Origin of the sequence: Ramlibacter pallidus (assembly GCF_015070875.1) — a bacterium.
In the GTDB taxonomy this organism is placed as follows: Bacteria; Pseudomonadota; Gammaproteobacteria; order Burkholderiales; family Burkholderiaceae_C; genus Ramlibacter; species Ramlibacter pallidus.
In genome coordinates this window covers 703076-723097 of record NZ_JADDIV010000003.1, presented here as the reverse complement: position 1 = coordinate 723097, position 20022 = coordinate 703076, and the positions used below count along the sequence as shown (strand labels likewise).

The window sequence follows — 20022 nt, the reverse complement described above, 5'->3', positions numbered from 1 at the left end:
TTGACCGCATCTCCCGAACGCCCGGCCGCCGCCACCCTCCTGGTGGGGGTGGACCTGGGGCTGCCCCATTTCGACGCCGAGCTCGAGGAGCTCGGGCAGCTCGCGCAGACCGCCGGCATGGAGCCGGTGGCGCGCGTGACCGCCAAGCGCAAGGCGCCCGACGCTGCGCTGTTCGTCGGCAAGGGCAAGGCCGACGAGATCAAGCAGCTGGCCGAGGAAACCGGCGCCAGCGAGATCCTGTTCGACCAGTCGCTCAGTCCCGCCCAGCAGCGCAACCTGGAGCGGCACATGGGCCTGCCGGTCAACGACCGGACGCTCCTCATCCTGGAGATCTTCGCCCAGCGCGCCCGCAGCCACGACGGCAAGCTGCAGGTCGAGCTCGCCCGCCTGCAGTACCTGAGCACCCGGCTCGTGCGGCGCTGGTCCCACCTGGAGCGGCAGACGGGCGGTGCGGGCGTGCGCGGCGGCCCGGGCGAAAAGCAGATCGAACTCGACCGCCGCATGATCGACGACGCCATCAAGCGCACGCGCGAGCGGCTGGCCAAGGTGAAGAAGCAGCGCGCCACCCAGCGCCGCCAGCGCGAGCGCCGCGAGACCTTCACCATCTCGCTGGTCGGCTACACCAACGCCGGCAAATCGACACTGTTCAACGCGCTGGTGAAGGCGCGCGCTTACGCGGCCAACCAGCTGTTCGCGACGCTGGACACCACCACCCGCCAGCTCTACCTGCAGGACGAGGAGGGCGCCAGCGGCGGCACCGGCCGGTCGGTTTCGCTGTCGGACACGGTCGGCTTCATCCGGGACCTGCCGCACGGGCTGATCGACGCTTTCCAGGCCACCCTGCAGGAGGCGGCGGATGCCGACCTGTTGCTGCACGTGGTGGATGCCGCCAACCCCCACTACCCCGAGCAGATGGCGGAAGTCCAGCGGGTGCTGCACGAGATCGGCGCCGGCGACGTGCCGCAGCTGGTCGTCTTCAACAAGACCGACGCGCTGGACCCCGCCGGGCGCCCGCGCCGGCTGGTGGACCTGTTCGAGGTCGAGGGCAGGCAGGTGCCGCGGGTCTTCGCGAGCAGCCTGACGGGCGACGGCCTGTCGGAACTTCGCCGGGAGCTGGTGCGCATCGTGGCCGCGGCCCGGCCGGCGGCCGAGGCGGACACCGCCGCCCCTACCTCATCCTGACCTCATCCTGTTTGGGCACAATGCGGCTGCTGACAACAAGAGTACCCATCGAATGAACCTTCTTTCCCGCAGCCTGACCTTTGCCGGGCTGAGAGGCCGCATCCGGGGCATGTTCAACCTGAACGATCCCCGCTGGGGCCGCGGCGAAGACAAGAACGACGGCCAGCGTCCCGAAGGCAAGGGCCCCAACCAGGGGCCGCCCGACCTCGACGAGCTGTGGCGCGACTTCAACCGCAAGCTGGGCGGCCTGTTCGGAGGCCGGCGCGGTGGCGGCGGCAATGGCGGCTTCGGCGGGGGCGGCGGCAACTTCCAGCCGGACATGAAGAGCGCCGGCGTGGGCGCGGGCCTGATCGCGATCGTCGTCGTGATCATCTGGTTCGGCACCGGCTTCTTCATCGTGCAGGAAGGCCAGCAGGCCGTCGTGACGCGCTTCGGCCGCTACCACTCCACCGTCGGCGCCGGCTTCAACTGGCGCCTGCCGTATCCGATCGAGCGCCACGAGGTGGTGCAGGTCACGCAGATCCGCTCCGTGGACGTGGGCCGCGACAACGTCGTGCGCGCCACCGGCCTCAAGGAGTCGGCGATGCTGACGCAGGACGAGAACATCGTCGAGATCAAGTTCGCCGTGCAGTACCGGCTGAACGACGCGCGCGCCTGGCTGTTCAACAGCAAGAACCCCCAGGAGTCGGTGGTCCAGGCCGCCGAGACGGCCGTGCGCGACGTGGTCGGCAAGATGCGGATGGACTCCGCCCTCGCCGAGGAGCGCGACCAGATCGCCCCGCGCGTGCGCACGCTGATGCAGCGCATCCTGGACCAGTACGGCATCGGCGTCGAAGTCGTCGGCATCAACCTGCAGCAGGGCGGCGTGCGCCCGCCCGAGCAGGTGCAGGCGGCCTTCGACGACGTGCTGCGCGCCGGCCAGGAACGCGAGCGCGCCAAGAACGAAGCGCAGGCGTATGCCAACGACGTGATCCCGCGCGCGACGGGTACCGCCTCGCGGCTGTTGCAGGAAGCCGAGGGCTACAAGTCGCGCATCGTCGCGCAGGCCACCGGTGACTCGCAGCGCTTCAAGTCGCTGCTGGTCGAGTACCAGCGCGCGCCCCAGGTCACGCGCGACCGCCTCTACCTCGACAGCATGCAACAGATCTACAGCAACGTGACCAAGGTCCTGGTCGAGTCGCGCCAGGGCGGCAACATGGTGTTCCTGCCCCTCGACCGCATCCTGCAGCAGGTCGCGCAGGGCGGCGCCGCCGCGACGCCGGCGCCGGCCGACCCGGGCGTGCAGGGCACGCCGCCGGCCGTGCCGTCCGCCCCCGCGCCCTCGGACGCGCGCGCCCGCGACGCCAACAACGCCCGTGGCCGTGATCGGGAGACGCGCTGATGAACCGAATCGGATTGATCGTCACGTCTCTGCTGGTGGCGCTTGCGCTGCTCAGCTCCATGCTGTTCGTCGTCGACCAGCGCCAGTTCGGCATCGTCTACGCGCTCGGCCAGGTGAAGGAAGTGATCAGCGAGCCGGGGCTCAAATTCAAGCTGCCGCCCCCGTTCCAGAACGTGAGCTACATCGACAAGCGCCTGCTGATGCTCGACTCGGTGGATGCCGAGCCGATGCTCACGCTGGAGAAGCAGCGCGTGGTGATCGACTGGTACGTGCGCTGGCGCATCACCGACCCGCTCGCCTACATCCGCAACGTGGGCCTCGACGAATCGGCCGGCGCCAACCAGCTCAATCGCGTGGTGCGCAACGCCTTCCAGGAGGAGATCAACCGCCGCTCGGTGCGCGAGCTGCTCTCCACCGGCCGCGAAGTGATGATGGCGGACGTCAAGCGCGAGGTCACCGACGTGGTCAAGGGCGCCAAGCCCTGGGGCATCGACATCGTCGACGTCCGCCTGACGCGCGTCGACTACGTCGAAGCGATCACCGAATCGGTCTATCGCCGCATGGAAGCCGAGCGCCGCCGCGTCGCCAACGAGCTGCGTTCGACCGGCGCCGCCGAGGGCGAGAAGATCCGCGCCGATGCCGACCGCCAGCGCGAGGTCACCGTGGCCAATGCGTACCGCGATGCGCAAACCGTGATGGGGCAGGGCGACGCGCAGGCCGCGGCGATCTACGGCGAGGCCTTCGGGCGCGATCCGCAGTTCGCGCAGTTCTACCGCAGCCTCGAGGCCTACAAGAAGAGCTTCAACAAGAAGGGCGACGTGATGGTGCTCGACCCGGCGGGCGTGGAGTTCTTCCGCACCTACCGCGGCGGCCTCTCCGGTGGCGGTGCCGCCGCCGCGCCCGCGCCGGCCGCACCGCGCCGTTGATGCAGTGGACAGCGACGTCTTCTGGGCGGCGCTGGCCCTGATGCTGGTGCTGGAAGGGCTGTTCCCCTTCCTCTCGCCGGGCGGCTGGCGGCAGACCTTCCTGCGGCTGCTGCAGCTGCGCGACGGGCAGCTGCGCTTCTTCGGCCTCACGAGCATCCTGCTCGGGCTCGTCACGCTCTACTTCGTGCTGTAGTTCGCGATCCCGCCTGCGTGCGGTCGCGGAATTGCAAGACGGCCGGCGGCGCGGCCCGGAGCATGCCGGGCATGGACGCCAATTCCGCTATCCGCCTGCGCCGCGCGCGCGAGGACGACCAGCCCGCCATCCGGGCCCTCGTCCACGCCGAACACATGAACCCCCACGGGCTGGACTGGCCACGCTTCCACGTCGCGGAGCGCGCCGGCCAGCTGCTGGGCGCCGTGCAGGTCCGCTTGCACGGTGACGGCGCGGCGGAGCTCGGCTCGCTGGTGGTCGGGCCGCAGGCGCGCGGCGCGGGGCTCGCGTGGAGGCTGGTCGAGGCCGTCCTCCACGACGCGCCGCATCCCGTGCACGTCATCACCTCGCCACGGCTGGCGGCCCGCTTCGCGGATTTCGCCTTCGCGCCGCTGCCGCTGCGCGATGCACCGTGGTCGGTGCGCCGCAACCACCTGCTCGGCACGGTGGCCGGCGGGCTGGTGTCCTGGCTGCGCCTTCGCCGCCGGCGGCCGCTGGTGGTGCTGCGCCGCGCCGCGCCCGGCGACTGACCGGGCGGGCCGCGGCGGGGCGGCCGGGCGGCGGGCCGGAACGGCCCGGTAGAATCACGGTTTTAACAGCCCACGCTTTCCCATGTCCGCCTGGCTCCTGCCGGATCACATCGCCGATGTGTTGCCCTCCGAGGCCCGGCACATCGAAGAACTGCGCCGCGAGCTGCTGGACACCGCGCGAGGCTACGGCTACGAGCTGGTCATGCCTCCGCTGCTGGAGCACCTGGAATCGCTGCTCACGGGGACCGGCGAGGCGCTGGGGCTGCAGACCTTCAAGCTGGTCGACCAGCTTTCCGGCCGCACGCTCGGCCTGCGCGCCGACACGACCCCGCAGGTCGCCCGCATCGACGCGCACCTGCTGAACCGCCGCGGCGTGACGCGCCTCTGCTACTGCGGCCCGGTGCTGCACACGCGGCCCGACCGCCCGCACGCCACCCGCGAGCCGCTGCAGTTCGGCGCCGAGATCTACGGCCACGCGGGGCTCGAAGCCGACCTCGAGGTGCTGCTGCTCGCGCTGGACTGCCTGCGGGCCGCGCAGGTCGGGCCGCTGACGGTGGACATGGCCGATGCGCGCGTCGTCCGCGCGCTGCTCACCGGCGTCGACCAGGCCCCGGAGCAGCTGGCCGCGGTGCATGCCGCGCTGGCCACCAAGGACGCGACCGAGCTCGCCCTGCTCACGAAGGATTTCCCTGCGACCCAGCGGGCCGGCCTGCAAGCCCTGATCGGCCTGTATGGCGATGCGAGGGTGCTGGACGAAGCGCTGCGCGTGCTGCCGGATTCGCCGCTGGTGCGGCAGGCCGTCGAACACCTCCAGTGGCTGGCCCGGCACGTGGAGGGCGCGCGCATCCGCTTCGACCTGGCGGACCTGCGCGGCTACGCCTACTACAGCGGCGTGCGCTTCGGCATCTACACGCCCGGCGCCAGCGACGCACTCGCGCGCGGCGGCCGCTACGACGAGGTCGGCGCCGTGTTCGGCCGCAACCGTCCGGCCGTCGGCTTCAGCCTCGACGTGAAGGAGCTGCTGGGCGTGGTGGCGAAGCGGCCGCTGAAGGCCGCCATCCGCGCGCCCTGGCTCGATGCCGGGCCGGACGCCGCCGAACTGCGCACGGCCATCGCCGGCCTGCGCCGCGAAGGCGAGACGGTGGTCTGCGTGCTGCCGGGCCACGAGAGCGAGGTCGACGAGTTCGACTGCGACCGCGAGCTGGTGCAGGCCGCCGGCCGCTGGGTCGTGCGCGCCCTCTGATCCCATTCCATTTCCCCGAGAAGAGCGAAGTCATGACGAAGACGAAGGGCCGCAACGTGGTCGTGGTCGGCACCCAGTGGGGCGACGAAGGCAAGGGCAAGCTGGTCGACTGGCTGACCGAGATGGCGCAGGGCGTGGTGCGCTTCCAGGGCGGCCACAACGCCGGCCACACGCTGGTGATCAACGGCGTGAAGACGGCGCTGCACCTGATCCCCAGCGGCATCATGCGCCCGGGCGTCAAGTGCTACATCGGCAACGGCGTGGTGCTGTCGCCGGCCAAGCTGCTGGAGGAGATCGAGGGCCTGGAAAAGGCGGGCGTGGAGGTGCGTTCGCGCCTGCGCATCAGCGAGGCCTGCCCGCTGATCCTGCCCTTCCACGCCGCGCTGGACATCGCGCGCGAGTCGCGGCGGGAGCAGGGCGGCACCGAGAAGATCGGCACCACCGGCCGCGGCATCGGGCCGGCGTACGAGGACAAGATCGCCCGCCGCGCGCTGCGCGTGCAGGACCTGAAGGACCCCGGCCGCTTCGCCGTCAAGCTGAAGGAACTGCTGGACCTGCACAACTTCGTGCTGACCCAATACCTGGGCAGCCAGGCGCTGGACTTCCAGCAGGTGCTGGACGAGGCGCTGCGCCAGGGCGAGCAGATCCGCCCGATGATGGCCGACGTGTCGCGCGAGCTGAACGAGGCCCACCTGCACGGCGACAACCTGCTGTTCGAGGGCGCGCAGGGGACGCTGCTGGACGTGGACCACGGCACCTATCCGTACGTCACCTCGAGCAACTGCGTGGCGGGCAATGCGGCGGCGGGCGCCGGCGTCGGGCCGGGCATGCTGCACTACATCCTGGGCATCACCAAGGCCTACTGCACCCGCGTGGGCGGCGGCCCGTTCCCCACGGAACTCGACTGGCAAACCCCCGGCACCGTGGGCCACCACCTCTCCACGGTGGGCGCCGAGAAGGGCGTGACCACGGGCCGTTCACGCCGCTGCGGCTGGTTCGACGCCGCGCTGCTCAAGCGCAGTGCGCAGGTCAACGGCCTGTCCGGCCTGTGCATCACCAAGCTGGACGTGCTGGACGGCATCAAGGAACTGCAGCTGTGCACCGGCTACGAGCTGGATGGCGAGCACACCGACATCCTCCCGCTGGGCGCCGACGAGATCTCGCGCTGCAAGCCGGTCTACGAAACCATGGAAGGCTGGAGCGAGTCGACGGTGGGCGTGACCCAGTACGACAAGCTGCCGCTGAACGCGCGCCTGTACCTGCAGCGGATCCAGCAGGTGACCGGCGTGCCGGTCGATATCATCTCGACCAGCCCGGATCGCGACCACACGATCATGATGCGCCACCCCTACCTGGCCGATTGAGACGCAGAGGAACCCGACGATGTTGACGGAAGACGGCAAGCACCTGTACGTGAGCTACGACGAGTACCACAACCTCTGCGAAAAGCTCGCGATCCGCATCCACCAGTCCGGCTGGGAGTTCGACACCATCCTGTGCCTGGCGCGCGGCGGCATGCGGCCCGGCGACATCCTCTCGCGGATCTTCGACAAGCCGCTGGCGATCATGTCGACGAGCTCCTACCGCGCCGAGGCCGGCACGGTGCAGGGCCACCTGGACATCGCGCACTACATCACCACGCCGCGCGGCGAGATCGCCGGCCGCGTGCTGCTGGTCGACGACCTCGCGGACTCGGGCCACACGCTGAACCGCGTCGTCGAGATGCTCCGCACCAAGTACACCAAGGTGACCGAGCTGCGCACGGCGGTCCTGTGGACCAAGGGCCTGTCGAAGTTCACCGCCGACTACTCGGTGGAATTCCTGCCGACGAACCCCTGGATCCACCAGCCCTTCGAGAGCTACGACAACATGCGGCCGGAGAAGCTGCTGGAGAAGTGGAAGGTCTGACGGCGGCGGCCGCGGCGGCTCACGCCCGGCGGGGTGCGTCCGCGCGTTCGATCGGCTGCAGTTCCATGTCGTCGGCCGTGAGGCGCCGCTTCGGCGCCAGCTTGGCCGACAGCAGTTCGGCGGCGTACTTCAGGCGCTTGATGTCGGCGGTGCCGACGCCTTCGCGCGGCGTGAAGCTGAAGCAGCAGAGCGTCCCGAGCGGCTGGCCATCGCCGGCCGGCACCGGGGTGCTCAGGTGCGATCCGATCGGGAACGGCGCGGGCGGCACGGCACGCCGCTCCACGTAGGGACGGGCGTCGGCGACGAGTTCCGGCAGCCGGCCGTCCACCACGCGCTGGCACCAGCTCTCCTCCAGCGGATCGGACTGGCCCGGCGCGATCGGCGTCGCGTTCGCGGCCTGTTCGACGTGCGTGAACGTGCGGCGGCCGTTCTCGAAGCGCGACACGAACACCACGTCCATCGCGAGCCGGTCCCGCAGCAGGCGCAGGACCTCCTGCACGCGGGCATCGAGGGCGTCGTCGGAGGCATCGGCGGTCGCGACCAGCAGGTCGGCGATCCGCACGTCGATGTCGTCGGGGGAGTAATCCAGCAGCATGCGCGACCCGTGGTTGGAACCGGCGCAAGGATAGCGGCCAGGCGGCGCGCGGGGGCGTGCGGCGGCCTGTCGCTACGGCGGCGGGCGGCAGGAAGTCACGCTTCCCGCGACGGCGTTCGCCACGTCCCCCGGTGTGCCGGCCGCGCGTCGAACCGCTCAGAAGTTCAGGTCCTTGTCGACGTCCGCCGTCTTGCGCCGGGCCATGGCGAGGTTGGCACGCTGCTTGTCCAGCACGTAGTAGAGGAACACGCCTTCCTTGCGCGAGGACAGGCGGATGATGTGGTACTGCTTGCCGAGGGTGATGAGGATGTCCTCGATCACGTCGTTCAGGCCGAGCGCGCGCATCGTCTTCAGCTTTGCGCGCACCACTTCGGTGTTGCCCGCTGCGGCCACTTCGAGGTCCACGCCGGTGCCCGCGGAGCCCAGCATCATGCCGCTGGAGGAGTCCACGATCGCCGCGCACAGCGCGCCATCGAGGGTCAGCAGTTCGTCCAGGGTTTGCTTGATCGTCGCCATTTCGTTTTCCTTGTGTCGTCTGCGTATGAAGGGATGGGCGCGGCCTCAACGCAATCGGCCGGCGCCCGGGAATTCACAGGCCCGCCGCCAGGGGGGCCAGTTCCTGAGCCGCGCGCTTCCAGCGGTTCCAGTCGACCGCTTCGGCCTCGCGCGACAAGGTCACCAGCAGCAGCCCGTCGCCGCAGCGCACGATGGTCACGCGGCCGAGCGCATGGATCACCACCTGGGCGCGCGGCGCGCCGAGCACGCCGAAAACGCCCTCCTGACGGGCGCAGAGCCGCCAGTAGTCCGACGACGCCTCGGCGATGGGCACCAGTTCCGGCGCACCCTCGCCGTGCAGGACCATGCCGGTGGCGAGGTCGACCAGCGCGCAACCGCGGATGCCGGGCTGCGCGGCGATGGCCCGCAGCGATTCACGGACTTCGGGCCTCATGCGCTCGAAAGCGACCGCGCGGCCGCGGCGGTCCGGTAGTTCACCTGCCCGAGCAGTGCATCGGGGCCGGCGATCACGTTGATCACGAGGTCCATCCCGCGGTGCGTCGCCGCGTGCACGACCGCGAAGCCGTCGTCGGTGCCGACCGTGACGCTGGTGCTGCGGCCCAGGCCGGCCTCCGCGGACACCACGGCGCCGATGGCGGACATGGAACTCGCCAGCGCCGCGATCCGTTGCGGATCGACCGCGCCGCGTCCGGCCGACGCGATGTCGAAGCCGTCGCCCGTGGCGATCACGACGGCGCGCACGCCCGAGATGTCCTGGGCGATGGCCTCCGCTTCCTGGCGCGCCAGCGCCCGGAGGGCTTCCGTCACGCCCATGCTCGCAACACCGGTCATTCGTCCATCCCCATCAGGTCGGCTTCGACCTGGGCCAGCAGCGTGTCGAGCAGCAGCACCACGTCGTCGCGCCGGCGGACGTCCACATCCAGCAGCGGCACGGCCAGGCCCTGCCGTCCCAGGTGCTCCGCGTAGGCGTCCAGCCCGGGAGAGGGGTGCGTGGAGAGCCGTCCGACGCCGACGACGCAGGGAAGGCGCCGCAACTGCTCGGCGAAACCGTCCACGTAGGCCTGCAGGTCCTCGAGCGGCGCCGGCCGCGAGTTGTCCACCAGGACGACGATGCCGAGCGCGTTCGTGGCGAGGATCTTCCAGAGGAAGTCGAACCGCAGTTGTCCCGGCGTGCCGAACAGGCGCAAGCGGTCGCCGTTGTCGAGCGTGAGCAGGCCGAAATCGAAGCCGACGGTGGTGGTCGCTTTCGCCACGGAAGCATCGTTGTTCGCGACTTCGGTCACCACGGGCGGGACTTCGCTCACCGCGCCGATCGCGGTGGTCTTGCCGGCGCCCATCGTGCCGGTGAAAAGGATCTTGTGTTCCCGCATGTCAGAGGCCCAGGCGCCGGCGGATGCTGCGCACGAGCGCCCAGCCCCCGGGCGGCGCGGTCGCGGCGGTGCCGGACGCGGGAAGTGCGGTGGCCGGCTCGGCCTGCAGGAGCTGGAAGCCTTGCAGCAGTTGCAGGAACACCAGGCACCGGCCTGGCTCCTGGTTGGTCAGCGTCGCCAGCTCCGCGACGGACAGGAAGCGCCGCGAGAGCTGGGTGGCCATGCGCAGGCGGGCCACTTCGCCGCGCAGCAAGGCGGCCGGGGGCCAGCGAAGCAGCTTGAAGCGCGCGTTGGCCAGCGTGGGCGGCTCGTTGGCGCCCGCCGGGGCTGCGGGCGCGTCGGTTTCCATTCCCAGGACCGACGCCAGGCGGCGAAGCGCCGATTCGAGTTCGTTCGGCCGGAGCGGTCGCTGAAGGTGCTCCTGGGAAGCCGGCGACCCGGCGGGCCCCAGCAGCAACAGGGCACGTGCCTGTCGTTCGGATTGCGCCTCGCCCGGCGAGGGGACGGCGGCGTCCGCCAGCAGGACGTCACACGGACCGGCGGCGGCGAAGGTCCAACGCCAGCCCGGATCGCCGCTGCCGACCAGGCTGAGGAGGGCACGGACCAGGCCGGCCTCGGCGGATGGAAGCCCGTGGACACCCAATTTCCAGGCGCTCATGCGGGAAGGCCCGTCCGGGGGCTAAGGAGATCTGTGCACATGTGGTTACATCGTACACAGTCCTTATCTTCTTGTCGTAGGACAAACGCCCGCGCTGCTCCGCGCCGGACAGGAGGAACGCGCGCGCCGACGCGCGGCGGCACTCAGCCCTTCATCAACGCGTCATAGCGGCGCTGCATCTCCCCGGGGGTGACGTCCTCGATGGCATGCCCAACGTTCCAGCGGTGGCCGAAGGGGTCGCGGACCACGCCGGACCTTTCGCCGTAGAACTCGTCCTGCGCGGGGCGCTCCAGTGTCGCGCCCGCGGCCACGGCCCGGGCGATGGTGGCATCGGCGTCCTCGACGTGCAGGTGGAGCGAGACGGAGGTCGGTGCGCCGGGTGCCGGACCCTGGATTCCCATCTCCGGATACTCGTCGCTGACCATCAGCACCGGCCCGCCGAAATCGAGTTCCGCATGGCCGATGCGCCCGCCCGGCTCCGTCAGCCGGAACAACTCCTTGGCGCCGAATGCCTCGGCATAGAAGCGCAGCGCACGCGCCGCATCGCGCACGTGCAGGTAGGCGAACAGTTCGCGCTTGGCCATCGTGGGTCTCCTTGTTCGCGCCAGTCTAGGCAACGCCGGGCGGGCCGTCTTGAACAAAACTGACCTCAGGCGGCGGCAGCCACCGGCACATGGTTGGGGTGCAGCGGCCGCGCCAGCAGCCATTGCGTCGGCGTCACCCCGGCGAACGCCCTGAACTCCCGGCTGAAGTGGGCCTGGTCCGCGAATCCGGCCGCGAGTGCCACGTCGGCGAGGGCCGTGCCCGGACGCGCGAGGCCGCCGAGGGCGGACTGCATCCGCAGCACCCGCGCATGGGCCTTGGGCGCGAGGCCCGTCGCGTCCCGGAAGCGCGCGACGAAGTGGCGGTGGCTGAAGCCGCTGGCGCGCGCTGCGTCCTCCACGCGGCCGCCGTGCCGCAGCGAGGCGAGGCCCGCCGCCACGCCCGGGTGGAGTCCGGTACCGGGCGCGAGGCGCTCCAGCAGGAAGGCTTCCATCAGGGCCAGGGCGTGCGCGGGATCGGTCGCGGCCTGCAGCCGCTCCATGCAGAACCCGGCGTCCCGGCCCCACAGGTTGTCCAGCGCTTCGTGGCGGCCGGTGAACTCCTGCGCTCCCGCGCCGAACAGCGCGCGTGCCGCGCCGGGCTCCAGCAAGGCGCCGGCCGACGCGGCGGCGACCCCGGCTTCCCGGGCGTAGAAGCTGGTGCGGACGCCGCCGACCACGGCATGCCCGAGCACCCGGCCTTCGGGGCCCGCATCGCCGGCGTACACGCGCAACGGCGGGCCGGACCATCGCAGCGCCAGGTGCATGCAGCCCGTGGGCAGGACGTGCTCCCGGAAGGCGCCGCTCCCCGTGGCGCCGGCGGGCGCGGTCGCCCACAGCAGCCGCACGAACGACCGCAGCTGCGGGACGGGAGGCCGCGAAGCGAGCATCGGGCCAATGTAGCACCCGCCGCTAAGATGGACGCATGCCGAAGCCGGTCACCGACCTCATCCACCATCCCTACCAGCCGCCCGCCGGGTTCGCCGCGCCGCAGCCGGGCGTCCACAAGGCGTCCACCGTGATCTTCCCGAACGTGGCCGCGATCCGTTCGCGCGACTGGCGGCAGAAGAAGGGCTACACCTACGGCCTGCACGGCACGCCCACCACCTTCGTGCTGGAAGAGCGCATCGCCGCCCTCGAAGGCGGCCGGCACTGCATCCTGGTGCCCAGCGGCCTGGCCGCCATCGCGCACGTGAACCTGGCGCTGCTGTCCGCGGGCGACGAGATCCTGCTGCCGGACAACGTGTACGGGCCCAGCAAGGCGCTGGCCGAAGGGGAGCTGAAGAACTGGGGCATCACGCACCAGCTCTACGACCCGATGGATCCCGCCGACCTCGAGCGCCGCATCGGGCCGAAGACGAAGCTCGTGTGGATCGAGGCGCCGGGCTCGGTCACGATGGAGTTCGGGCCGGTGGCGCACTTCGCGCACATCTGCCGCAGCCGCGGCGTCACCGTCGCCCTGGACAACACCTGGGGCGCCGGCCTCGCCTTCAATGGCTTCGATTTCGGCCAGGGTGATCGTTCGGTGCCCGGCAGCGGCGCCGACATCGTCGTGCACGCCCTGACCAAGTACCCCAGCGGCGGCGGCGACGTCCTCATGGGCAGCATCGTCACGCGCGACGAGGCCCTGCACCAGAAGATGAAGCTGGCGCACATGCGCCTGGGCTGGGGCGTGGCCGGCAACGACGCCGAACTCCTGCTGCGTTCGCTGCCCAGCCTGGACGTCCGCTACCGGGCGCACGACCGCGCCGCCCGGCAACTCGCCCGTTGGCTGCAGGCCCGCGCAGAGATTGTGCAGGTGCTGCATCCGGCGCTGGAGGGCTCGCCCGGCCACGCGCACTGGAAGGCGATGTGCGGCGCGGACGGACTTGCCGCCGGCCTGTTCTCCGTGGTGTTCGACGAGCGCCACGCGCCGGAGCGCGTCGAAGCGTTCTGCGACGCACTGAAGCTGTTCAAGCTCGGTTATTCCTGGGGCGGCCCGGTCAGCCTGGCGGTGCCCTACGACATTCCGTCCATGCGCAGCGCCGCGCTGGGCACCTGGAAGCACAAGGGCGTGCTCGTGCGGTTCTCCGTCGGCCTGGAGGACGTCGAGGACCTGCAGGCGGATCTCGCCCAGGCGCTGGGAGCGCTGCACGGCCCCGGGTGATCCCCGATGGGCCGGCGGCCGCCGGCCCGCTACCCTGCGGCGGGGGGACCTGACCGTCATGACACTCTCGAGCACCGAACCGGCCGCGCCGACCGCCGCGCCGCCGCGGCCGGTGGTCCGCCGCCTGCATCCGTCCGCGCCGCTGCGCTGGCTGGCGCGCGGCGCGCGGGACCTGCGGGCCGCGCCCGGCATCGCCTTGTTCTACGGCGTGTGTTTCTGGGCGATGGCCATCGCGCTGGCCGCGGTCTTCCGGCACAAGCCCGAGTACACGATGACCATCATCTCCGGCTGCCTGCTGGTCGGCCCCTTCCTCGCGATGGGCCTGTACGAAGCGAGCCGGCGCGCGGAGCAGGGGGAGCCCGCCAGCCTGGGGGCATCGCTGACCTGCTGGGACCGCCGCCTGGGCAGCATGGGCCTGCTGGTCCTGGTGCTCACGGTGCTGGAGCTCCTCTGGGGCCGCGCCTCCCTCGTCGTGTTCGCCGTGTTCTTCGACACCGGCATGCCGTCGACCGCGGGCGTGCTGGAGGCCGTGTTCAACCCGCGCAACTGGAAGTTCGTCGCGGTGTACCTGGCCGTGGGCGGCATCTTCGCGGCCCTGGTGTTCTGCACCACGGTGGTCTCGGTGCCGATGATCCTCGACCGCGACACGGACGCCGTCACCGCCGGCCTCACGAGCTTCCGCGTGGTGCTCGACAACCTGCCGGTGATGGTGGCCTGGGGCCTGGTCGTGGCCGGCCTGACGCTGCTGGCGCTCTGGCCCGGGTCGCTCGGGCTGTTGTTCGTCGGCCCGTGGCTGGGGCACGCCACGTGGCATGCCTACCGGGACGCCGTGGCCTGGCCGGAGCCGGCAGCAGCCTAGCCGGCGGCGACGATCTCGCGCGCCAGCGCCTGCATGGCTTCGGGCGTGCGGTCCCGCGGCGCCAGGGGACGCGCGTCGGCGAAGGCCTTGAAGTTGCGCAGCGTCGAGCTCGCATAGCCGGGGTCGTAGTGCTTGAACAGGAGCTCGCGCACGACCGGCTCGATCGCGCCGGCGCGCACCTGGTCCTGCCACGCCTTGACCTGCTCGCGCCCGCGCAACTGCACCAGCGCGTCGAGGCGGCGGCAGAACAGGTCGGTATCCCGGCTGAAGAAGGCGTAGTCCTCCAGCAGCAGCTGCACGCGCTCGTCGTCGGCGAGGTCCAGGCGCAGGCAGGGGCTGGCCCGCATGGCCGCCATCAGCGCCTCGGGCACCGCCACGTTGCCGACCTTCTTGCTTTCGCTTTCGACGTACACGGGCCGCGCCGGGTCGAAGCCGCGCAGCTTCTCCCAGACGAGCGTGTCGAAGCGCTTCTGCGTCGGTTGCGGCTGGCCGGGGATCAGCCCCAGCACGGAGCTGCGGTGGCTCGCGAGTCCTTCCAGGTCGAGAACCTGGGCGCCCGCCGCTTCCAGCGCCTGCAGCAGGCGCGTCTTGCCCGAGCCGGTCGGTCCGCACACCACGCGGTACTGCAGCGACCGCGCCAGGACCGGCAGTTGCTCCAGCAGGGCGCCGCGGAAGGCCTTGTAGCCGCCCTCGATCACGTGCACCTGGAACCCGATCTGGCCCAGCACCAGCGACAGCGATCCGCTGCGCTGGCCGCCGCGCCAGCAGTAGACCAGCGGCTTCCAGCCCTTGGGCTTGTCCATCACTTCGCGTTCAATGTGGCGGGCGATGTTGGCCGCGACCAGCGCGGCGCCGCGCTTGCGCGCCTCGAAGGGGTTGACCTGCTTGTACGTGGTGCCGACTTCGTGCCGCTCGGCGTCGTTGAGCGACGGCCAGTTGACCGCCGCCGGCAGGTGGTCCTCCGCGAACTCGCCCTCGCTGCGGGCATCGACGACGGCGTCGAACTCCGCCAGCCGCGCGATCGCATCCGCCGCGGCGATCGGCCGCACGCTCATTTCAGCAACTTCTTCAGTTCCGGCCAGACGTTGTCCAGCATCTTCGGGTGCGCTTCCTCGCGGGGATGGATGCGGTCGGCCTGGAACAGCCTGGTCGGGTCGGCCCCGTCGGCCACGCCCGCCAGCAGGAAGGGCACGAGGCCGGCCTGCTGCTCCTTCGCCACCTTGGCGAAGAGGCCGGAGAAACGGTTGGCGTAGTCGCTGCCGTAGTTGGGTGGAACCTGCATCCCGACCACCAGCACGCGCGCGCCGGCCTTGCGCGCTGCCTGCGCCATCTGCGAGAGGTTGTCCTCCGTCATCGCCAGCGGCAGGCCGCGCAGCGCGTCGTTGCCCCCGAGTTCCAGCACGACGTGGGTCGGCCGGTGCTGCTGAAGCAGGGCGGGCAGGCGCGACCGGCCGCCCGAGGTGGTGTCGCCGCTGATGCTGGCGTTGACCACCTTCCCCGGGATCTTCTCGCGGGCGAGGCGTTGCTCCAGCAGGGCGACCCACCCGGTGCCGCGCTTCAGGCCATACTCGGCGCTCAGCGAATCCCCGACGACGAGGATCACCGGCGTGCCCGCCGCCATCGCCGGCAGGACGGCCCCATAAGGCACAGCTAAGCCGGCGGCGATAAAGTCACGCCGCTTCCACGAACCACCACGCATGTCAGAACCCATCATCTCCGTCGAACACGTCCACAAGTCGGTCACCGACTCGACCGGTACCCTCGACATTCTCCGCGATATCGATTTCTCGCTGTCCCGGAGGGAGACCGCCGCCATCGTGGGCGCGTCCGGTTCCGGCAAGAGCACGCTGCTGTCGATCATCGCGGGCCTCGACACGCCCACCCGCGGCACGGTGCGGCTGGCCGGACAGGACCTGTTCGCGCTGGACGAGGACGCCCGGGCCGAGCTGCGGGCGCGGCAGGTGGGCTTCGTCTTCCAGAGCTTCCAGCTCATGGGGAACCTGACGGCGCTGGAGAACGTGATGCTCCCGCTCGAGCTGGCCGGCCGCAAGGACGCCCGCAAGGCCGCCACCGAGATGCTGGGTCGCGTCGGCCTGGGCGAGCGCCTGGGCCATTACCCCAAGGTCCTCTCGGGCGGCGAGCAGCAGCGCGTGGCGCTGGCGCGTGCCTTCGTGGTGCAGCCGGCCGTGTTGCTGGCCGACGAGCCGACCGGCAGCCTGGATTTCGCCACCGGCGAGACGGTGATGCAGCTGATGTTCGACCTGAACCAGGAACTGGGCACGACGCTGGTGCTGGTCACGCACGACCGCGGCATCGCCGAACGCTGCCGCCGCCGCATCACCATCGAAGCGGGACGGGTGGCCGAGGCCACCTAAGGCGGACGGGGCAGGCGGGATAATCCCGCCGATGTCCTCCCCCAAAGTCCTGTTCGGCTTCCACGCGGTCGGCGTGCGCCTGCGCACCGCGCCGCAATCCATCCTGGAGATCTACGTCGAGACGGCGCGCCGGGACGCGCGCATGCGCCAGTTCCTGCAGAAGGTGCAGGAGGCCGGGCTCAAGACGATCGAGGCCGACGCCTTGCGCCTGTCGCGGCTGGCGGGCAGCGCCGGCCACCAGGGCGTGGTGGCGCGCGTCGAGGCGCTGCCGGTGACGAACTCCCTGGACGACCTGCTGGACGGCATCGCGGTGCCGCCCCTGCTGCTGGTGCTGGACGGCGTGACCGACCCGCACAACTTGGGCGCGTGCCTGCGGGTGGCGGACGGCGCCGGCGCGCATGCGGTCATCGCGCCCAAGGACCACGCCGTCGGCCTCAATGCCACCGTCGCCAAGGTGGCGAGCGGCGCCGCCGAGACGGTGCCTTACTTCATGGTGACCAACCTGGCGCGCACGCTGGGCGAGCTGAAGGAGCGCAACATCTGGTGCCTGGGGCTGTCGGAGGAGGGCACGCAGACGCTGTACCAGTCGGACCTGAAGGGCCCGACGGCCCTGGTGCTCGGCGCCGAAGGCGCGGGCCTGCGCCAGCTGACGAAGAAGACCTGCGACGCGCTCGTCTCCATCCCGATGCTGGGTGCCGTGGAGAGCCTCAACGTGTCGGTGGCCAGCGGCATTTGCCTGTACGAGGCCGTGCGCCAGCGCCTGTGATGCAGCAGGTCGCGGACTGGGTCCGCGCCGCCCGGCGCATCGTCGTGCTGAGCGGCGCCGGGATGAGCGCGGAGTCCGGCGTGCCCACCTTCCGCGATGCGCAGACGGGCCTGTGGGCGAAGTTCAGGCCGGAAGACCTGGCGACGGAGCAGGCGTTCCGCGCCGACCCGAAGCTGGTGTGGGAGTGGTACGCATCCCGTCGCGCCATGATCGCCCGGGTGCAGCCGAACGCGGGCCATCTTGCGATCGCCGCCTTCCAGCAGCGGCATCCCGGGCGGCTCACGGTCGTCACGCAGAATGTGGACGGGCTGCACCAGCGGGCGGGCTCCCCGGAGGTGCTGGCCCTGCACGGCAACATCGCCGAGGACCGCTGGCTGGACGCGCCCCGCGCCTGCTGCACGCCCGCGAACACGGTGGCGGGTGCTCCGCCGCGCTGCGCAGCCTGCGGCAACCTGCGCCGGCCGGCGGTGGTCTGGTTCGGCGAGATGCTGCCCCGGGCCGAACTGGCGGCGGCGGCGGAGGCCGCGGCCGGTTGCGACCTGATGCTGGTGGTGGGCACCTCCGGCGTCGTCCATCCCGCCGCGGGCCTCGCGCGCGCCACGCACGGCCGGGTCGTCATCGTCAATCCGCATCCCAGCGAACTGGACGACGCTGCCGATGCGGTCTTGCGCGAGACGGCCGCGGGCGCGCTCCCGCAACTGCTGCCCGACGTGGCGTCCTGAGTTCAGACGAAGCCGAACCAGCCGAGCACCGCACCCGCGCCCAGCAGCCACAAGAGGTGGACGCGGGTGCGCCACACGATGACCGTGGTGACGGCGGCCAGCAGCCACGCGGGCCAGTGGCTCCACGCGTAGCCCTGCGCGGTGGCGAGGATGAACCCGGTGGCGATCAGCAGTGCCACCACCAGCGGCGCCATGCCTTGCTTGAACGCACGCACCGCGCGCAGGTCGCGGTTGCGATGGCTCCATTGCGAGGTGAAGTACACCACCAGCGAGCTCGGGAGCATGATGCCGCCCAGGGTCAGCACCATCCCGAGCAAGGCGGGCCAGAGGCCGCCGGCATTGAGGCCGACGTTCCAGCCCATGAGCGCGGTGAAGAGCACGTTCGGCCCCGGCGCCGCCTGCGCGATTGCGATCGAGGCGCTGAACTGCGGGTCCGTCAACCAGGCCTTCTCCTGCACCAGGAAGCGGTGCATGTCCGGCGCCGTGGCGATCGCGCCGCCCACGCACAGCATCGACAGCGAGAGGTAGTGCGCCAGCAGCGCGAGCCAGTCGGGGCCCTGCATCACGATCGGGTTCATGCGAGCCTCCGGTACGCCAGCACGCAGGCGATGCCGCCCAGCACCAGGAGCACGGCCAGCAGCGGCAGCTTCAGCCAGGCCACCGCGACGAACACCAGCACGCCGAACAGCGCCGACAGGGGCACCCCGAGGGCGTTCCTGCGCAGCGCGGGCAGCAGCTTCAGGCCGGTCGCGGTGATCAGCCCGGCGGCCACGGCGCCCATGCCGCGCAGCGCGCCGGCCACCTGGGGATTGGCGGAGAACTCCGCGTACACCAGCGCCAGCGCGAGCACCACCAGCAGCGGGAACGTGAGCATGCCCGCCACGGCGGCAAGCGAACCGCGCCAGCCGAAGTAGCGCGCGCCCAGCATGATCGAGAGGTTGACGACGTTCGGGCCCGGCATGATCTGCGCCACGGCCCATTCCTCGACGAACTCCTCGCGCGTCATCCAGCGCTTGCGTTCGACCATCTCCCGCTGGACCACGGCCAGCACGCCGCCGAAGCCCTGCAGCGCCAGCACCGATAAGGAGACGAAGAGGTCGCGGCAGGAGCGGGGCCGCGCGAGCGGCGCCCCGTCGGCATCGGTCGAAGCAGGCATGGCGCGATTATCCCGGGGCAGGCTGTCGGTTCGCCGACGCCGTGCGCCGGGTGGCGAGCCAAAGCCCCGCCGCGATGCAGCCGAGGGCGGCGAAGGTCGTGGGCGGCAGCCGCTCACCCAGCAGCGGCCAGCCGAGCAGGGCGGCCGTCACCGGGTTGAGCGCCAGGAACACGGTGACCCGGGTGGGCGACTCGTGCTTCAGTGCGTAGAGCCACCAGAAATAGCCGATGCCGCTGGACACGCCGATGAACGCCACCACGCCCCATGCGCGCGCATCCATCGCCACCACGCGCGCCGGCCAGCTCTCGGTCGCCGCGGCGAGGGACAGGAACAGCACCGAGGCGAGCATGGCGAACGCGGAGACCGGCAGCGTCGGGTAGCGCCGCAGGTAGGGCCGGTACAGCACGCTGCACAGCGCGCCGACGCAGGCCGCGGCGAACACCGCCAGCTCGCCCCACCAGCTGCCGCCGCCCGCGCCTTGCAGCCTGGAAGAGAGGGCCAGCCCGACCCCCGCGATGGACAGCAGCACGCCGCCCAGCAGGGCGCCCGTCACCCGTTCGCGGCCGAGGGCGGCCCCGAGCAGCAGCGTGATCAGGGGGAACAGGCTGAAGACCAGCGCCGCGGGCGCGGCCGCCACGCTCTGCAGGCCCCAGTTCAGCAGCGCGATGAGGATCCCGAACTGGCCGGTGCCCAGGGCGGCCATCGCCGCGAGGTCGCGCAGTGGCAGCCCACGGGGCAGCGTGCGCAGCGCCGGCAGCGCGAACGGCAGCAGGCAGGCCAAGCCGATCGCGTAGCGCAGCATGGCCAGCGTGAGCGGCGGCACGTCCGCCACCACGAAGCGAGAGGCGACGATGGCGGCGCCGACCTGCACGCCGGTGGCGGCGGCCGCGAGCAGGG

At 71.2% G+C, this 20022-nt stretch carries 26 protein-coding genes; 13 read left to right on the top strand and 13 right to left on the bottom strand.

Translation table 11 applies throughout. The annotated features are described in order from the left end of the window. From hflX to IM787_RS12645, 8 genes are all read left to right on the top strand, one after another. A complete protein-coding gene (gene hflX / locus IM787_RS12680; protein WP_227494289.1) occupies positions 1-1182 on the top strand; it encodes a GTPase HflX in 1182 nt (393 codons plus the stop codon). 52 nt (positions 1183-1234) lie between these two features. After that, positions 1235-2563 (top strand): FtsH protease activity modulator HflK, encoded by a 1329-nt coding sequence (gene hflK / locus IM787_RS12675; RefSeq protein ID WP_193677000.1) that lies wholly within the window; start codon positions 1235-1237, stop codon positions 2561-2563. Beyond that, positions 2563-3489: a protease modulator HflC gene (gene hflC / locus IM787_RS12670; protein ID WP_193676999.1), complete on the top strand. Its 927-nt coding sequence runs from the start codon at positions 2563-2565 to the stop codon at positions 3487-3489. The genes hflK and hflC overlap by 1 nt, the downstream gene beginning before the upstream one ends. Before the next feature lie 4 nt (positions 3490-3493). After that, positions 3494-3682, top strand: coding sequence for a DUF2065 domain-containing protein (locus IM787_RS12665; protein ID WP_193676998.1), 189 nt, complete (start codon positions 3494-3496; stop codon positions 3680-3682). A gap of 71 nt (positions 3683-3753) precedes the next feature. Continuing rightward, a complete protein-coding gene (locus IM787_RS12660; RefSeq protein WP_193676997.1) occupies positions 3754-4230 on the top strand; it encodes a GNAT family N-acetyltransferase in 477 nt (158 codons plus the stop codon). 82 nt (positions 4231-4312) lie between these two features. Then, positions 4313-5473: an ATP phosphoribosyltransferase regulatory subunit gene (locus IM787_RS12655; RefSeq protein ID WP_193676996.1), complete on the top strand. Its 1161-nt coding sequence runs from the start codon at positions 4313-4315 to the stop codon at positions 5471-5473. 32 nt (positions 5474-5505) lie between these two features. Continuing rightward, positions 5506-6837, top strand: coding sequence for an adenylosuccinate synthase (locus tag IM787_RS12650; RefSeq protein ID WP_193676995.1), 1332 nt, complete (start codon positions 5506-5508; stop codon positions 6835-6837). A gap of 19 nt (positions 6838-6856) precedes the next feature. Next, a complete protein-coding gene (locus IM787_RS12645; protein WP_193676994.1) occupies positions 6857-7381 on the top strand; it encodes a phosphoribosyltransferase in 525 nt (174 codons plus the stop codon). 19 nt (positions 7382-7400) lie between these two features. On the opposite strand, the gene IM787_RS12640 is transcribed toward IM787_RS12645, so the two are convergent. From IM787_RS12640 to IM787_RS12605, 8 genes are all read right to left on the bottom strand, one after another. Further along, positions 7401-7976 (bottom strand): GAF domain-containing protein, encoded by a 576-nt coding sequence (locus tag IM787_RS12640; RefSeq protein WP_193676993.1) that lies wholly within the window; start codon positions 7974-7976, stop codon positions 7401-7403. Between the two features lie 156 nt (positions 7977-8132). After that, entirely contained in the window at positions 8133-8492 is a 360-nt protein-coding gene (locus IM787_RS12635) for a hypothetical protein (RefSeq protein ID WP_193676992.1), read from the bottom strand. 73 nt (positions 8493-8565) lie between these two features. Continuing rightward, positions 8566-8925 carry a hypothetical protein gene (locus IM787_RS12630; RefSeq protein ID WP_193676991.1) on the bottom strand — a complete coding sequence of 120 codons (360 nt, stop codon included), beginning with the start codon at positions 8923-8925 and terminating at the stop codon, positions 8566-8568. Next, positions 8922-9305, bottom strand: a complete 384-nt coding sequence (locus IM787_RS12625; RefSeq protein WP_227494358.1) for a roadblock/LC7 domain-containing protein — start codon at positions 9303-9305, stop codon at positions 8922-8924. Before IM787_RS12625 ends, IM787_RS12630 begins: the two co-directional genes overlap by 4 nt. 14 nt (positions 9306-9319) lie before the next feature. Then, positions 9320-9862, bottom strand: a complete 543-nt coding sequence (locus tag IM787_RS12620) for a GTP-binding protein (protein WP_193676989.1) — start codon at positions 9860-9862, stop codon at positions 9320-9322. A gap of 1 nt (position 9863) precedes the next feature. Next, entirely contained in the window at positions 9864-10520 is a 657-nt protein-coding gene (locus tag IM787_RS12615) for a hypothetical protein (RefSeq protein ID WP_193676988.1), read from the bottom strand. 143 nt (positions 10521-10663) lie between these two features. Beyond that, positions 10664-11104: a VOC family protein gene (locus IM787_RS12610; RefSeq protein ID WP_193676987.1), complete on the bottom strand. Its 441-nt coding sequence runs from the start codon at positions 11102-11104 to the stop codon at positions 10664-10666. Positions 11105-11169: 65 nt separating this feature from the next. After that, complete coding sequence (locus tag IM787_RS12605; protein WP_193676986.1) at positions 11170-11991, bottom strand: helix-turn-helix transcriptional regulator; 822 nt, start codon at positions 11989-11991, stop codon at positions 11170-11172. A 35-nt stretch (positions 11992-12026) separates the two neighbouring features. Here IM787_RS12605 and IM787_RS12600 point away from each other — a divergent pair, with 35 nt between their 5' ends. Both IM787_RS12600 and IM787_RS12595 read left to right on the top strand, forming a co-directional pair. Continuing rightward, entirely contained in the window at positions 12027-13247 is a 1221-nt protein-coding gene (locus tag IM787_RS12600; protein ID WP_193676985.1) for a PLP-dependent transferase, read from the top strand. 58 nt (positions 13248-13305) lie between these two features. Continuing rightward, positions 13306-14106 (top strand): DUF2189 domain-containing protein, encoded by an 801-nt coding sequence (locus tag IM787_RS12595; RefSeq protein ID WP_193676984.1) that lies wholly within the window; start codon positions 13306-13308, stop codon positions 14104-14106. Here the strand turns inward: IM787_RS12595 and mnmH are convergent. Together mnmH and IM787_RS12585 are read right to left on the bottom strand one after the other, a co-directional pair. After that, positions 14103-15161 carry a tRNA 2-selenouridine(34) synthase MnmH gene (gene mnmH / locus IM787_RS12590; RefSeq protein WP_193676983.1) on the bottom strand — a complete coding sequence of 353 codons (1059 nt, stop codon included), beginning with the start codon at positions 15159-15161 and terminating at the stop codon, positions 14103-14105. The two genes, IM787_RS12595 and mnmH, sit on opposite strands and share 4 nt — an antisense overlap. Then, positions 15158-15727: an arylesterase gene (locus IM787_RS12585; RefSeq protein ID WP_435531158.1), complete on the bottom strand. Its 570-nt coding sequence runs from the start codon at positions 15725-15727 to the stop codon at positions 15158-15160. Before IM787_RS12585 ends, mnmH begins: the two co-directional genes overlap by 4 nt. Before the next feature lie 76 nt (positions 15728-15803). Here IM787_RS12585 and IM787_RS12580 point away from each other — a divergent pair, with 76 nt between their 5' ends. The 3 genes from IM787_RS12580 to IM787_RS12570 are packed head-to-tail and all read left to right on the top strand — an operon-like array spanning position 15804 to position 17969. After that, entirely contained in the window at positions 15804-16481 is a 678-nt protein-coding gene (locus IM787_RS12580) for an ABC transporter ATP-binding protein (RefSeq protein ID WP_193676981.1), read from the top strand. A 31-nt stretch (positions 16482-16512) separates the two neighbouring features. Continuing rightward, a complete protein-coding gene (gene rlmB, locus IM787_RS12575) occupies positions 16513-17247 on the top strand; it encodes a 23S rRNA (guanosine(2251)-2'-O)-methyltransferase RlmB (protein WP_193676980.1) in 735 nt (244 codons plus the stop codon). Beyond that, positions 17247-17969 carry an SIR2 family NAD-dependent protein deacylase gene (locus IM787_RS12570; protein ID WP_193676979.1) on the top strand — a complete coding sequence of 241 codons (723 nt, stop codon included), beginning with the start codon at positions 17247-17249 and terminating at the stop codon, positions 17967-17969. Before rlmB ends, IM787_RS12570 begins: the two co-directional genes overlap by 1 nt. A gap of 2 nt (positions 17970-17971) precedes the next feature. Here the strand turns inward: IM787_RS12570 and IM787_RS12565 are convergent, their stop codons facing one another. From IM787_RS12565 to IM787_RS12555, 3 genes are read right to left on the bottom strand one after another with little or no spacing between them, the layout of a single operon-like run. Then, entirely contained in the window at positions 17972-18547 is a 576-nt protein-coding gene (locus IM787_RS12565) for a chromate transporter (protein WP_193676978.1), read from the bottom strand. Further along, the gene (locus tag IM787_RS12560) at positions 18544-19125 is read right to left on the bottom strand and encodes a chromate transporter (RefSeq protein WP_193676977.1); all 582 of its coding nucleotides are present in this window, start codon (positions 19123-19125) and stop codon (positions 18544-18546) included. Before IM787_RS12560 ends, IM787_RS12565 begins: the two co-directional genes overlap by 4 nt. Before the next feature lie 7 nt (positions 19126-19132). Then, complete coding sequence (locus IM787_RS12555) at positions 19133-20020, bottom strand: DMT family transporter (protein WP_227494357.1); 888 nt, start codon at positions 20018-20020, stop codon at positions 19133-19135. Positions 20021-20022 lie beyond the last annotated feature (2 nt).